Annotated in this window: 11 protein-coding genes; 10 read left to right on the top strand and 1 reads right to left on the bottom strand. The window is 67.8% G+C overall.

Features of this window, described 5'->3' with window-relative positions:
- Nucleotides 1-762: 762 nt before the first annotated feature.
- On the top strand, nt 763-3,315 hold the full coding sequence (locus tag IPJ61_RS12950) for a M23 family metallopeptidase (RefSeq protein WP_297107958.1): 2,553 nt from the start codon (nt 763-765) through the stop codon (nt 3,313-3,315).
- Complete coding sequence (locus IPJ61_RS12945) at nt 3,312-3,494, top strand: hypothetical protein (RefSeq protein ID WP_297107954.1); 183 nt, start codon at nt 3,312-3,314, stop codon at nt 3,492-3,494. Before IPJ61_RS12950 ends, IPJ61_RS12945 begins: the two co-directional genes overlap by 4 nt.
- 558 nt (nt 3,495-4,052) lie before the next feature.
- On the opposite strand, the gene IPJ61_RS12940 is transcribed toward IPJ61_RS12945, so the two are convergent.
- Nucleotides 4,053-5,309, bottom strand: coding sequence for an isochorismate synthase (locus tag IPJ61_RS12940; RefSeq protein WP_297107952.1), 1,257 nt, complete (start codon nt 5,307-5,309; stop codon nt 4,053-4,055).
- Between the two features lie 248 nt (nt 5,310-5,557).
- Between IPJ61_RS12940 and IPJ61_RS12935 the strand changes: the two genes are divergently transcribed.
- The 8 genes from IPJ61_RS12935 to IPJ61_RS12900 are packed head-to-tail and all read left to right on the top strand — an operon-like array spanning nt 5,558 to nt 14,257.
- Nucleotides 5,558-6,844: a geranylgeranyl reductase family protein gene (locus IPJ61_RS12935; RefSeq protein ID WP_297107949.1), complete on the top strand. Its 1,287-nt coding sequence runs from the start codon at nt 5,558-5,560 to the stop codon at nt 6,842-6,844.
- A gap of 20 nt (nt 6,845-6,864) precedes the next feature.
- A complete protein-coding gene (locus tag IPJ61_RS12930) occupies nt 6,865-7,224 on the top strand; it encodes an NADH-quinone oxidoreductase subunit A (protein WP_297107945.1) in 360 nt (119 codons plus the stop codon).
- A 15-nt stretch (nt 7,225-7,239) separates the two neighbouring features.
- Entirely contained in the window at nt 7,240-7,794 is a 555-nt protein-coding gene (locus tag IPJ61_RS12925) for a NuoB/complex I 20 kDa subunit family protein (protein ID WP_297107942.1), read from the top strand.
- Nucleotides 7,791-8,486 carry an NADH-quinone oxidoreductase subunit C gene (locus tag IPJ61_RS12920; protein ID WP_297107939.1) on the top strand — a complete coding sequence of 232 codons (696 nt, stop codon included), beginning with the start codon at nt 7,791-7,793 and terminating at the stop codon, nt 8,484-8,486. The genes IPJ61_RS12925 and IPJ61_RS12920 overlap by 4 nt, the downstream gene beginning before the upstream one ends.
- Nucleotides 8,486-9,835, top strand: a complete 1,350-nt coding sequence (locus tag IPJ61_RS12915) for an NADH-quinone oxidoreductase subunit D (RefSeq protein ID WP_297107936.1) — start codon at nt 8,486-8,488, stop codon at nt 9,833-9,835. Before IPJ61_RS12920 ends, IPJ61_RS12915 begins: the two co-directional genes overlap by 1 nt.
- Nucleotides 9,832-10,548, top strand: coding sequence for an NADH-quinone oxidoreductase subunit NuoE (gene nuoE / locus IPJ61_RS12910; RefSeq protein WP_297107934.1), 717 nt, complete (start codon nt 9,832-9,834; stop codon nt 10,546-10,548). The genes IPJ61_RS12915 and nuoE overlap by 4 nt, the downstream gene beginning before the upstream one ends.
- Complete coding sequence (nuoF, locus tag IPJ61_RS12905; protein WP_297107932.1) at nt 10,545-11,855, top strand: NADH-quinone oxidoreductase subunit NuoF; 1,311 nt, start codon at nt 10,545-10,547, stop codon at nt 11,853-11,855. The genes nuoE and nuoF overlap by 4 nt, the downstream gene beginning before the upstream one ends.
- Nucleotides 11,855-14,257, top strand: a complete 2,403-nt coding sequence (locus IPJ61_RS12900) for an NADH-quinone oxidoreductase subunit G (protein WP_297107930.1) — start codon at nt 11,855-11,857, stop codon at nt 14,255-14,257. Before nuoF ends, IPJ61_RS12900 begins: the two co-directional genes overlap by 1 nt.
- The last annotated feature ends 2 nt before the right edge of the window (nt 14,258-14,259 follow it).

The raw sequence follows: 14,259 nt of genomic DNA, 5'->3' as shown, positions 1-14,259 counted from the left end.
GCGTGCGCTCGGTGTGTCAACTGCAGCTCGCCGGGTCCCGGGACGCCAGTCCAGGATCAGTGTGGCTGCAAACGTTCGATCTGGCCGAGCGACGGCGTCATTGTGGCGGCGAAAGTCAGCGTGCTGACTCTGACGTACACGCTAAGCGGTTCCGTGGTGTGGATCGAACGTTTGTAGCCATGTTGACGCTGGTGGGCGTCGGCGCTGCCCGACGGTGAGGTGTGGCGCTCGCCGCTGGGCTCCGCTGAAGGAGTGCGTCGTCGCTCGTTGGCCGATTCCGCGGGGGGCGCTCGGGCCGTGGCAGCCGTTTCTTGAGCCGTGCCGAAGGTGCGGCGGTCGTCGTTCCTTGAGCCGCGCTCTAGGAGCGCAGCGACGCAGCGCGCGTCGAAAGGTCCCGCGCTTTCCGCAGGTTCGTGCCCACGGTTTCGGGCCTTTCGACGCGGGCCCGGCGCTGCGCGCGGGGGCCTGGCTCAAGGAACGGGTGGGTGCTCCGCGCCGGGGGACCGGTGGGCGAGCGGGGTCGTGTCGTCACTTTCGAGGACACAGGCGCTGGTTGCCGCGTGAATGTCCTTGTCGGGGGTGTACGGAGTCGTATGGACTGGTCGATTTGTTGCGGGGTCGGGGTGAGCGTCTGGGAGAGTGTCAGGCGGTACCCGCAGGTTGGGTCGTTTGATGAAGGGGTGGGACATGGTCAAGGTTGACGACGACGTTGCGGTCGAGGGCCGGCGGCGAGGGGTGGTGAGTCGCTGGGTCGCGGTGTGGGTGGCGCTGGCGCTCGCGCTGGTGGGGAGCATCGTCGCTCCCGCAGTTCCCGCGGTCGCTGCCTCGGGAGACTTCCTCGCGAAGGGGCAGCAGTACTGCGCCGATACCTACAGCGCCCACAGCCACGATGGGCGGCCGGCAACGTGGTTGGTGGATATCAACTTCCCCGGTGACGGCGGAGCGCCGCTGTACGCGCCCGGTGCTGGCACCGTCACATCGGGCTGGGCTAAAGGCCCCGGGAACTTTGTGTGGTGGACGAGTGCCGACGGGGTGGAGAGTATCTATCTCGGTCATCTCGCGACGTTTGGCAAGACGGGCGCCGTCAACGGCGGCGAACAGATCGGCACGATTGGCGACACCGGAGATTGGGCGAGCGGTGCGCATCTTCATGTGCACCGCAACGTCAACGGCAAGGCTGCGCCCGTGGTCCTCTCGGGCGTCACGATCAATCCAGTCCTCGATCCCGGCGTATACGGAAAGTGGCCGTGCAACGGCACGACCTACACGTCGGCTGGCCCGTCGGGAGCGGCTCCTGCTGTGATCGACTCTGATGGCGACGGCGTTCCAGACGCTGTCGATCAGTGCCCGTTCAAGAATGGTGAGGGCAGCGACAGCGGGTGTCCTGACCGTCGAGTGTTGCTCAAGTCGAAGTGGGGGCCGGCGGACTGCAGCCGAGTGGGTACGACCTCGTCCCAGAAGTTGCTCTGTGAGATCCAGACATCCTCAGGGTGGATCAAGTTCGCGAGTCCAGCAGGTGACTGGGGATACGCGCATACCCGTGGATGGCTAGCTAATGCTGATGGGACGGTGTCCCACTGTGGTGCGGTGGGCACGGGGAATCAGGTTCGCTGTGACACGTTCAACGGGACTGGCTGGGAGTCGAAGACGTCCAGTGCGACTGATCTCGGCTATCGCGACCAGGCCGATGGTCGGGTGTTTTTGCCGACGAAGTGGGGTCCGGCGCAGTGTGGCCGTGCGGGGGATCAGGCGAGCCAGGCGTTGGTGTGCAACATCCAGACCTCATCGGGATGGAAGCGATACTCGAGTCCCCGTATTGACTGGGGCTACGACCACACTCGCGGCTGGGTAGCGAACGTTGATGGCACGGTCTCTCACTGCGGTGCCGTAGGTACGGGGATTCAGGTTCGCTGTGACACGTTCAACGGGACTGGCTGGGAGTCGAAGACGTCCAGTGCGACGGACCTGGGTTACCGCGACCAGGCCGATGGTCGGGTGTTTTTGCCGACGAAGTGGGGTCCGGCGCAGTGTGGCCGCGCTGGGGATCAGGCGAGCCAGGCGTTGGTGTGCAACGTCCAGACATCCTCGGGGTGGAAGCGGTACTCGAGTCCTCGCATTGACTGGGGCTACGACCACACTCGCGGCTGGGTAGCGAACGTTGATGGCACGGTCTCTCACTGCGGCGCCGTCGGCACGGGGAACCAGGTGCGTTGCGACACCTTCAATGGGACCGGGTGGGAGTCGAAGACCTCCAGCGCGACGGACCTGGGTTACCGCGAGCAGAACGATGGTCGGGTGTTTTTGCCGACGAAGTGGGGACCGGCTCAGTGTGGCCGTGCGGGGGATCAGGCTGTCCAGGCGTTGGTGTGTAACGTCCAGACGTCGTCGGGCTGGAAGCGGTACTCCAGTGGCAAGGGCGACTGGGGTTACAGCGACACGCGTGGCTGGGTTGCCAACTCTGATGGAACAGTCTCCCACTGTGGCGCGGTGGGCACAGGGAATCAGGTGCGCTGTGACACGTTCAATGGGACGGGCTGGGAGTCCGAGACCTCGGTGACCAACGCCGCGAGCTTCGCCGGTTGGGTGAAATCCGCGACGCCGACGCTCGCGGGGACCATGACCGTAGGTAAGACACTGACCGCCGCCCCCGGCGCATGGGCGGACGGCGCGGCCTTGAGTTATCAGTGGCGTGCCGATGGGAAGGTGCTGGAGGGAGCGACGACCTCAAGTCTGGCGTTGGTGACTGCTCACGTCGGAAAGAAGCTCTCCGTTACAGTCACGGGCTCGAAGTCGGGATACGTGGCCGTGAGCAAGACGTCGGCGCAGACCGCCGCTGTGGCCGCGGCGCCGTCGCCGAAGCCACCCGCACCGTCGCTGAATCCAACACCTACGCCGTCGCCGGTGCCGACCACGCCGTCGCCGAGTCCGGAGCCTACGACGCCGTCGGTGAAGAGGCTGACCGCGACTCCTGTTCCGGTGATCACTGGGTCCGTGGAGGTGGGGAAGAAGCTCACCGCCGCAGCGGGGGAGTGGAAGTCTTCCGGGGTGGTGTTGTTGTATCAGTGGTACCGGTCAGGGCAGAAGATCGCGAAGGCAACCGGTCAGACATACAAGCTGACGGCGGCGGACAAGGGCGCGACGATCTCGGTGAAGGTGAGTGGGAAGAAGTCGGGCTACATCACAGTGACGAAGATGTCGGCTGTGACGAAGAAGGTTGCGGCGGGGACGTTGTCGGCGACGCCGAAGCCGAAGATCAGCGGGTCCGTGAAGGTGGGTGAGAAGCTGATCGTGAAGCCGGGGTGTGGAAGCCGGTGACGGTGAAGCTGTCGTATCGGTGGTTGCGGAACGGGAAGGCTGTCAAGGGGGCGGCGAAGTCGACTTACAAGCTCAAGAAGGCGGATAAGGGCAAGAAGATCACCGTCAAGGTGACCGGCAAGAAGTCCGGCTACACCACCGTCGCGAAGACGTCGAAGGCGACGAAGAAGGTCGCCTGAGTCGTCGGCCGTCTGCGAGGTTAATTCCGTTCAGTTGCTCGACTGCTCGGGATTGCGCAGGTTACGGATGTCAGCATGCTGACATCCGTAACCTGGCTGACTGGCTGGGACGCCTGGATGTGACGGATAGAACCTGAGAGACCGTTCCGGCTGACCGATACAACCTTGGTAAATCGCTCCGCCCCACCCGTCAGCGGAGCCGCGGCGCCGGGCGGGCTATCCGCCTGTGACGCCTGTGTTGGACCGTGGCGCCTGCCATCCGACGGTGACGCCAGCCTTGGGCGGTGGCGCCTGCCGTCCGACTCGTGGCGCCAGCCCCGAGCGGTGGCGCCTGGGTTCCGACTCGTGGCGCCAGCGCTCCCACCATGTCGCCAGCGTTACGTCGTGACGCCTGCCCTTTCGGGCCTTCAAGGGCAGGTACCACGGTGTAACCCAGGCGTCTTGCTCCGGGGGCAGGCGTCACGGTGCGGACGGCAGGCGGCATGACACAGAGCAGGCGTCACGGTGGCGAGGGCAGGTGTCACGGAGTGGGGCAGGCGTGACGGGGGAGGGCAGGCGTCAGGGCTCGAGGCCGAGGGCCTGGAGCATCGGAATGAACTTCGCCGCTGTCTCCTCGAGCTCGACCGCGGGGTCGGAGTCGGCGACGACACCGGCGCCGGCGAACAGCTGGATCTCGTTCGGCGTGTCGGGACGGACGCAGCCGCCGCGAAGCGCGATGGCCCACTCGCCGTCGCCGCCCATGTCGACCCAGCCGACAGGGCCGGCGTAGCGGCCGCGGTCCATCGACTCCAGCTCGCTGATGATGTCCATCGCCAGGTGTGTCGGCGTCCCGCACACGGCGGCGCTCGGGTGAAGGGCCGCGGCCAGCGCGACTGAGCTCGCCCCCGGCAGCGCCACGCCCGTGATGTCGGTGGCCAGATGCATGACGTTGGGCAGCTTCAGCACCGACGGCGCCTCGGGCACGTTCATCGCGGCGCAGTACGGTGCCAGCGCGTGGGCCACGGACTCGACGGCGAACTCGTGCTCCGCGCTGTCCTTGTGCGACTGCGCCAGTTCGGCCGCGAGCAGCAGGGGGTCGCTGCCCTCGGGGTCGTGCCAGATGGTGCCTGCCAACACGCGTGAGGTGACCAGGCCGCCCTGACGGCGTAGCAGCAGCTCGGGCGTCGCGCCGACCATCCCGTCGACCAGGTATGTCCATGTCATGGGGTAGCGATCGATCAGCCGCGACAGCAGATAGCGCAGGTCCAGCGGTGCGTCGGCTCGGACCCTGAGGTCGCGCGCCATCACGACCTTGCTCACCTCGCCCCGCCTGATGAGGGACACGACCTCGCCGACGATGCGCTGCCACACGCCCTCGCCCATGGCGCCGCCCAGGGAGGCGACACCCGACGGCGCGCGCGTCGGTTCGCCGACGGGTGGAACGGTGGCCGCGAACGGGCCGTTGCCCAGCTTCGTCATCCAGGAGATGTCGCCCCTGCGTCCGAGGATGACCTCGGGCACCGTCAGGACGGAGCGTTCCTCGGAGCGATCGGGGTCGAACGTGAAGGAGCCGACGGCGAGTGGGCCGGTGCCGAACTCGCCCGGCATCTCGGAGTCGTGGTCGATCTGGCTGGAGATCTGGTCCCACCAGACGTCGGCGGCGGCCAGGCGGTCGGTGTCGAAGCGGGCAACCTCGCCGATCGTCACGAATCCCTCGCCGCGGCGGATGAAGGCCCCGCCAGGTCCGCTCTCCGGAAGGAAGCGCTCCAACGGCCCCGGGTCGTCGATCGCGACGGTGGTGGCACGCAGACGCGCGGAGCCGAAGTCGAGGATCACTCTCGCGAGCATAGCCATGGCGCGCGGGATGGGCTACTCGCGGCCACTCAGCCGCCAGTCTCCGTTTCGGGCTCCCGCGAACTGACCCCGACCCCGATTTTTACGCAATGTAGTAGTGACGAAATTAAGGCCAAAAGCCCTTGTCGCTTGCCAGTAGCGGAAGCGTGGGTTGGGTTGGCCGAACTGTCGGCGCACCCCTAGACTGACCCGGAGAATTGCCCCGCGCATATGGAATAACAGGAGACCGAATGTCGTTCGCCAAGCCCAAGGGCGAGGGTGCTGCCGAGTCCGACGTCGTCGTCGTCGGGGCCGGTCCCGGCGGATCGACCGCCGCTGCGTACCTCGCCAGGCACGGTTTGAACGTCACGCTGCTGGAGAAGTCTCACTTCCCGCGGGAGAAGGTGTGCGGCGACGGCCTCACCCCGCGCGCGACGCGCGCCCTCACCCGCCTCGGCATCGATACGTCGAAGGAAGCGGGCTGGATCCACAACTACGGCCTGCGCGTCTATGGCGGCCGCACCGAGCCATTCGAGCTGCCCTGGCCGGACCTGACCGACTTCCCGCCGCACGGCCTGCAGCGCCCGCGCGCCGATTTCGACAACATCCTCGCCCAGGAGGCCGTCCGCAGCGGCGCGAACCTCGTCGAGGGGGCGAACGTCGATGGCGGCATCCTCGACGACCGCACGGGCCGCATCACCGGCGTCACCACGAAAGACGGCCGCAGCTTCACCGCGCCGATCGTCGTCGCCGCCGACGGCAACTCCTCGCGCCTCTCGATCTCCCTGGGTCTGAACAAGCGCGACGACCGGCCCATGGGCGTGGCGGTGCGCACCTACTACACGAGCCCGCGCACGAACGACGACTACCTCGAGAGCTGGCTGGAACTCTGGGACGGCAAGCCACACGAGTCGACGCTGATGCCCGGCTACGGCTGGGTCTTCGGCATGGGCGACGGCACGAGCAACGTCGGCCTCGGCGTCCTCAACACCTCCAAGAGCTTCGGCCAGACGGACTACCGCGCGCTCCTGAAGCGCTGGGTCGACAACACGCCGGAGGAGTGGGGCTTCCGCGATCAGAACATGGTGGGCAAGGTGCAGGGCGCCGCGCTTCCCATGGCCTTCAACCGGCAGCCGCACTACGGCCGCGGGCTGGTGCTGGTCGGCGACGCCGGCGGCATGGTCAACCCGTTCAACGGCGAGGGCATCCCTTACGCGATAGAGTCAGCGGAGATGGCCGCGGAGGCCATCGCGGAGGCGCGGTCGCGCGGCTTCGGCACCACTTCGGCGGAGAAGGCGATGCGCGCCTACCCCGAGCGGCTGAAGGCGGAACTGGGCGGCTACTACCGCCTCGGCACGATCTTCGTGAAGCTGATCGGCGACCCGCGGATCATGCATCTTTGTACCCAATATGGCCTGCCGCGCAAGACGCTCATGCGATTCGTGCTTAAGTTGCTAGCCAACCTCACCGACAAGCACGACGGTGACGCCATGGACCGCATCATCAACGCGCTCTGCAAGGTCGCCCCGTCGGCCTGACCGGAAGGAATGAGTAAACGATGAATCCTTACATCCCGATCCTGGGCATGGTGCTTCTTGCCTCGCTGTTCGTCCTGGTCTCCATGGGGCTCAGCGCGGTCGTCGGTCCCGGCCGCTACAACCGCGCGAAGTACGACAGCTACGAGTGCGGCATCCAGCCCACCCCGCAGCCCGTCGGCGGCGGTCGGTTCCCGGTCAAGTACTACATCACCGCAATGATGTTCATCGTCTTCGACATCGAGGTCGTTTTCCTCCTGCCCTGGGCGGTCGCCTTCAACCAGCTCGAATGGTTCACGAAGATCGCGATGGTCATCTTCATCGTCCTCTTCTTTGTCCCCTACTTCTACGTCCTGCGCCGCAAGGGCCTCGACTGGGAATGATTGGAAGTCACTGATATGGGTATCGAAGACAAGCTCCCCAGCGGCATCCTCTTGACCACCGTCGAGGGGATCTTCGGTTGGGTGCGCAAGGCGTCGTTCTGGCCCGCCACCATGGGTCTCGCCTGCTGCGCGATCGAGATGATGGCCTACGGCACGCCGCGGTTCGACGCCGGCCGCTGGGGCCAGGAGGTGTTCCGCGCCTCGCCGCGCCAGGCCGACCTCATGATCGTCTCCGGCCGCGTCTCGCAGAAGATGGCGCCGGTCGTTCGCCAGGTCTACGACCAGATGCCGAACCCGAAGTGGGTCATCGCGATGGGTGCCTGCGCCTCCTCGGGCGGCATGTTCAACAACTACGCCGTCGTCCAGGGCTGCGACCACTTCCTTCCCGTCGACATGTACCTGCCGGGCTGCCCGCCGCGCCCCGACATGCTGATCGACGCCATGTTCAAGCTCCGCGAGCGTGTTCAGCACCGCCCGATCGGCCCGAACGAGGCCGCGGCGATCGAAGAGGCAGAGCAGCTGGCACTGGCCGCGCCTGCCAAGATCGAGATGAAGGGCCTCATGCGATGAGCGAGCAGACCCCCGACAACCTCCCGGTCGCCGACGGCGCCTCCGTCGAGCGCCCGGTGATCCGCACCAAGCAGGGCATGTGGGCGGCCGGCGGCCCCGGCGACACCTCCGGTTACGGCGGCCTCGTCCGCGAGTACGCGATGCCCGGCCAGACCGTCGGGCCGTTCGGCGATCCGTTCGACGCCATTCACAGCCGCGCGCTGCAGGTCGTCCCGGAGCTTGAGGGCCAGCTGGTCCTCTTCGACCGCGGAGAGCTGACCATCTACGTGCCGCGCGAGCACCTCTTGAAGACGGTGCAGGCGTTCCGCGACGACCCGTTCCTTCGCTTCGAGATCTGCGTGTCGGTCTCCGGCGTGAACTACCCGGGAGACACCGGCCACGAGCTGCATTCGGTCTACCACCTGCTGAGCTACACCCACAACCGAAGGGTGCGCCTCGAGGTGAGCTGCCCCGACGATGACCCGCACATCCCCTCAATCGTTGCCGTGTACCCGATGGCGGACTGGCACGAGCGCGAGACCTGGGACATGTTCGGGATCCTCTTCGACGGCCACCCGTCGCTGACCCGCATCCTGATGCCGGACGACTGGCGCGGACACCCACAGCGCAAGGACTACCCGCTCGGCGGCGTCGACGTCGAGTACAAGGGCGCGAAGGTGCCCGCTCCCGATCAGAGGAGGAACTACTCCTAATGAGCACGCACGCAGCTACCGAGGACATCTTCGCGGGGACCGGCGACGAGAAGGTCGACCGCGTCTACCTGGCGCAGGGCGGCGACTGGGCCGACATCGCGAGCGAGCAGGCCGAGCGCGGCGACGAGACCGTCGTCGTCAACATGGGCCCGCAGCACCCGTCGACCCACGGCGTGCTCCGCCTCATCCTCGAGATGGACGGCGAGACCGTCGTCTCCATCCGCCCCGGCATCGGGTTCCTCCACACCGGCATCGAGAAGAACATGGAGTACAAGACGTGGACCCAGGGCGTGACGTATTGCACGCGCATGGACTACGTCGCCCCCCTGTTCAATGAGGTCGCCTACTGCCTGGCCGTCGAAAAGCTGCTCGGCATCACCGACGATGTCCCCGAGCGCGCCAGCATCATCCGCGTGCTCGTGATGGAGCTGAACCGCATCGCGTCGCACCTGGTGGCCATGGGCACCGGCGGCATGGAGATCGGCGCGCTGACCGTCATGACGATCGGCTTCCGCGAGCGCGAGATGATCCTCGACTACCTTGAGGGCCTGACCGGCCTGCGCATGAACCACGCGTACGTACGGCCTGGTGGCGTGGCGAACGACCTCCCTGAGGATGGCCTCAGCCACCTGCGCATCGTCATCGACTGGCTGAAGAAGCACCTGCCCGAGTACGCGCTGTTCTGCAACGAGAACCCGATCTTCATCGGCCGTCTCTCCGACGTCGGCGTCCTCGACCTGACTGCCAGCATGATGCTCGGCACGTCCGGACCGCCGCTGCGCGCCACCGGCTACGACTGGGACCTCCGCAAGATGCAGCCGTACTGCGGCTACGAGACCTACGACTTCGACACGGTCACCTGGGCGTCGAACGACGCCTACGGCCGGTTCCGGATCCGCCTGCAGGAGTGCTGGGAGTCGCTGAAGATCGTCGAGCAGTGCTACGAGCGCCTCGAGCGCACCCAGGGCCAGCCGGTCATGGTGGCGGACAAGAAGATCGCGTGGCCCGCGCAGCTGTCGGTCGGCTCGGACGGCCAGGGCAACTCCAACGAGCACATCAAGCACATCATGGGCGAGTCCATGGAGGCGCTGATCCACCACTTCAAGATCGTCACCGAGGGCTTCAAGGTGCCGGCCGGCCAGGTCTACCAGGCGATCGAGTCGCCCAAGGGCGAGCTGGGCGTGCACCTGGTCTCCGACGGCGGCACCCGCCCGTTCCGGGTCCACTTCCGGGACCCGGGCTTCAACCACCTGCAGTCCATCCCCGCCATGTGCGAGGGCGGCATGATGTCCGACGTCGTCGTCGCGGTCGCGAGCCTCGACCCCGTTCTTGGAGGTGTGGACCGATGAGCGGCCACTTCGAAAGTCACTTCCCCGAGTCCGGCTCGGTCGACTACTCGGATCAGTCGACCAACATCGACGACGCCGCGATCGCCGATCTGCGGGAGCTCGCGGACCGCTACCCGCAGGCGCGCTCGGCGCTGCTGCCGATGCTGCACCTGGTGCAGTCGGTCGACGGCCGGGTCAGCCCGCGGGGCATCGAGGTGTGCGCCGAGATCCTCGGCATCAGCACCGCGCAGGTGTCCGGCGTCGCGACGTTCTACACCATGTATAAGCGCCGCCCGGCGGGCAAGCACCACCTGGGCGTCTGCACCACCGCGCTGTGCGCTGTCATGGGCGGCGACATCCTGCTGCAGCGCGCCAAGGACCGCCTCGGCATAGACGAGGGCCAGACGACGCCGGACGGCCAGGTCTCCCTGGAGCGCCTCGAATGCAACGCGGCCTGCGACTTCGCTCCGGTCATGATGGTCAACTGGGAGTTCTTCGACAACATGGACCCCAGGAAGACCGACGAGCTGATCGAGCGGCTGCTGAACGACGAGGAGGTCGTCTCCACACGCGGCGCCGTCCTCACGTCGTGGAAGGGCGCCGAGCGCGTGCTCGCCGGCTTCCCGGACGGCCGCGCCGACGAGGGCCCGTCCGCGGGCGACGCCTCGCTGCTCGGCCGGCGCATCGCGGCGGAGAACAACTGGACAGCCCCGGACGCTGAGGAGGAGAAGTGACCGACCTGCTTACCCCGGTCCTCAGCGCCCAGTGGGGCGAGGACAAGTCCTGGAAGCTCAGCCGCTACGAGGCAACCGGCGGCTACCGGGCCCTGCGCAAGGCGCTCGACATGCACCCCGACGAGCTGATCACGCTGGTCAAGGATGCCAACCTTCGCGGCCGTGGCGGCGCGGGCTTCCCGACCGGCATGAAGTGGTCCTTCGTCCCGCAGGACAACCCGAACCCGAAGTACCTCGTCGTCAACGCCGACGAGTCGGAGCCGGGCACCTGCAAGGACATCCCGCTGATGATGGCCACGCCGCACACGCTGGTCGAGGGAATCATCATCGCGTCGTACGCCATCCGCGCGAAGCACGCCTTCATCTACTGTCGCGGCGAGGTCCTCCACGTGATCCGCCGCCTGCAGCAGGCGGTGCGCGAGGCCTACGCCGCCGGCTACCTCGGCCGCAACATCCTCGGCACCGGCTACGACCTGGACATCATCGTCCACGCCGGTGCGGGCGCCTACATCTGCGGCGAGGAGACGGCGCTGCTCGACTCGCTAGAGGGCCGTCGTGGCCAGCCGCGGCTGCGGCCGCCGTTCCCCGCCGTCGCGGGCCTCTACGCGTCGCCGACGGTGATCAACAACGTCGAGTCCATCGCGTCCGTGCCTGCGATCGTCGCCAACGGCGCGGCCTGGTTCTCGTCGATGGGCACCGAGCGGTCGAAGGGCTTCACGATCTACTCGCTGTCCGGGCACGTCAAGAGCCCCGGCCAGTTCGAGGCGCCCATGGGCATCACGCTGCGTCAGCTGATCGAGCTGGGCGGCGGCATGCGCGAGGGCCACGAGCTGAAGTTCTTCACGCCGGGCGGCTCGTCGACCCCGATCCTGACGGCCGAGGGCCTCGACATCCCCCTCGACTACGAGGGCATGGCAGGCGCGGGCACCATGCTGGGCACGAAGGCCCTGCAGGTGTTCGACGACACCACCTCGATCGTGCGCACGACGCTGCGGTTCGTCGAGTTCTACAAGCACGAGTCCTGCGGCAAGTGCACGCCCTGCCGCGAGGGTTCGTGGTGGCTCGCGCAGATGTTGATGAGGTTCGAGGCGGGAACCGCCGAGGAGGGCGACGTCGACAAGATGCTCGACGTGTGCGACAACATCGGCGGCAAGTCGTTCTGCGCGCTGGCCGACGGTGCGGTGGCGTGCGTGACCTCCGCGGTCCGTCACTTCCGCGCGGAGTTCGAGCAGGGCTACCACACGCCCGCCTGGGAGCTGTTCCCCTACGAGAAGAGCGCCCTGTTCAACGTGGAAGGAGACCTGTGATGAGCGTCGACGCGAAGACGACCTCGGCGGAGGTGACGCCGAAGCCGGACCTCGTCACCCTGACCATCGACGGCACTCAGGTCAGCGTCCCGAAGGGCACGCTGATCATCCGCGCCGCCGAGATGATCGGCACCGCCATCCCGCGATTCTGCGACCACCCGCTGCTCGACCCCGTCGGCGCGTGCCGCCAGTGCATGGTCGAGATCCCCGATGCCGGCAACGGCCGCGGCTTCCCGAAGCCGCAGGCCTCCTGCACCATGCCGGTCGCCGAGGGCATGAAGGTCAACACCCAGCTCAGCTCCGCCGTCGCCAAGAAGGCGCAGGAGGGCATGCTGGAACTGCTGCTGATCAACCACCCGCTCGACTGCCCCATCTGTGACAAGGGCGGCGAGTGCCCCCTGCAGAACCAGGCGCTCAGCAACGGCCGCGGCGAGAGCCGGTTCACGGACCTCAAGCGCACGTTCCCGAAGCCGGTCAGCGTCTCGGCGCAGATCCTGCTCGATCGGGAGCGCTGCGTGCTCTGCGCGCGCTGCACCCGGTTCTCTGAGCAGATCTCCGGCGATCCGTTCATCGCGCTCGTCGAGCGCGGCGCGCTGCAGCAGGTCGGCATCTACGAGCAGGATCCCTACGACTCGTACTTCTCCGGCAACGTCGTCCAGATCTGCCCGGTCGGCGCGCTGACGTCGGCCGCGTATCGCTTCCAGTCGCGCCCGTTCGACCTCGTGTCGACGACGACGACCTGCGAGCACTGCGCGTCCGGCTGCGAGCTGCGCACCGATCACCGGCACCACCAGGTCAAGCGTCGCCTCGCGGGCAACAAGCCCGAGACCAACGACGAGTGGAACTGCGACAAGGGCCGCTTCGGCTTCATGTACGGCCGCGGCGACGACCGGGTCACCCGGCCGCTCGTCCGCAGGAACGGCGTCCTCGAGCCGGCGTCCTGGCCCGAGGCCATCGACGCCGCCGTCCACGGCCTCCGCGCCGCGGGCGCATCTGTCGGTGTGCAGACCGGCGGCCGACTGACCGTCGAGAACGCCTACGGATACGCCAAGTTCGCCCGCGCGGTGCTCGGCACCAACAGCGTCGACTTCCGCTCGCGTCCCGGCTCCGGTGAGGAGGCGGGATTCCTGGCCGCGCGCGTCGCGGGCAGGGGCCTGATCGAGTCGGTGACCTTCGCCGACCTCGAGGCCGCCTCCCGCGTTGTGCTCGTCGCCTTCGAGCCCGAGGACGAGGCGCCCAGCATCTTCCTTCGCCTCCGCAAGGCCGTCCGCAAGAACCGCCTGCAGGTGACCACCATCGCTCCGTTCGCGTCCCGTGGCTCCGCGAAGCTCTCGGCGACCGTCGTGCCCACCGCCCCCGGCGGCGAGGCCGCGGCCCTCGGGTCGCTCCCCGACCTGGACGCCGGCACGATCATCCTGGTGGGGGAGCGGGCCGCGGTGCTGCCGGGCCTCCTCAGCGCCGCCGCCGCGAAGGCCGACGCCACGGGCGCCCGCCTCGCATGGATCCCGCGCCGTGCCGGTGACATGGGCGCCATCGAGGCCGGCTGCCTCCCCGGGCTGCTGCCCGGCGGTCGCCCCGCCACCGATGCGGCCGCCCGCGTCGACGTCGCGTCCCACTGGGGCGTCGACTCGCTACCGACGGCTCCTGGCCTCACCGCCGACGAGCAGTTTGCGGCACTGACCGACGGTTCGCTCGCGGCGCTCGTCGTCGCAGGCGTCGATCCGTCGGACCTCGCCAACCCGGCCGCAGCCCTCGCGGGCCTTGAGGCCGCGGACTTCGTCGTCAGCATCGAGCAGCGCCAGAGCGCAGTGACCGAGCGCGCCGACGTCGTGTTCCCCGCCGCGCTCCTCGAGGAGCAGGGCGGGCACTTCCTCAACTGGGAGCACCGCGACGGCAGGGTCCGCATCATCAACAAGGCGACCCCTTCGCCGATGACAGACCTCCGGATCCTCGCCGCCCTCGCCGACGCCCTTGGCTCCGACCTCGGCTTCCGCAACGCGACGCAGGCCTGGAACGACTTCACCGAGCTCGGTGCCTGGGACGGCGACCGCCCCGCGGCCCCCGCGGTCACGTCCGACGGCCCGGCCGACGGCCTGCTGCTCGCCGGCTGGCGCGAGCTGCTCGATGCCTCGCAGGGCAACGACTACGAGATCGCGCTGCGCGCCACGGCCCGCCCTGTGGTCGCGCGGGTGTCGACCGCCACCGCCGAGCGCCTCGGCCTCGGTGAGGTCGTCGCCGTCGGGGTGGGCGAGCGGTCCGCGCTGCTGCCCCTCGACGTCGTCGACGGGATGGTCGACGACGTGATCTGGGTGCCGCTCAATCCAGGCCCCGAACAGCGGCTCTACACGGTCCCGGGCACCCCCGTGGCCGTCTCGCCTGTCTCCGTGGACGAAGGGGAGTGACT

Source organism: Tessaracoccus sp., from assembly GCF_016714275.1.
In the GTDB taxonomy this organism is placed as follows: domain Bacteria; phylum Actinomycetota; class Actinomycetes; order Propionibacteriales; family Propionibacteriaceae; genus Arachnia.
Note: the sequence above shows the minus strand (reverse complement) of the source record. Positions and strands in the feature narration are given on the sequence as shown.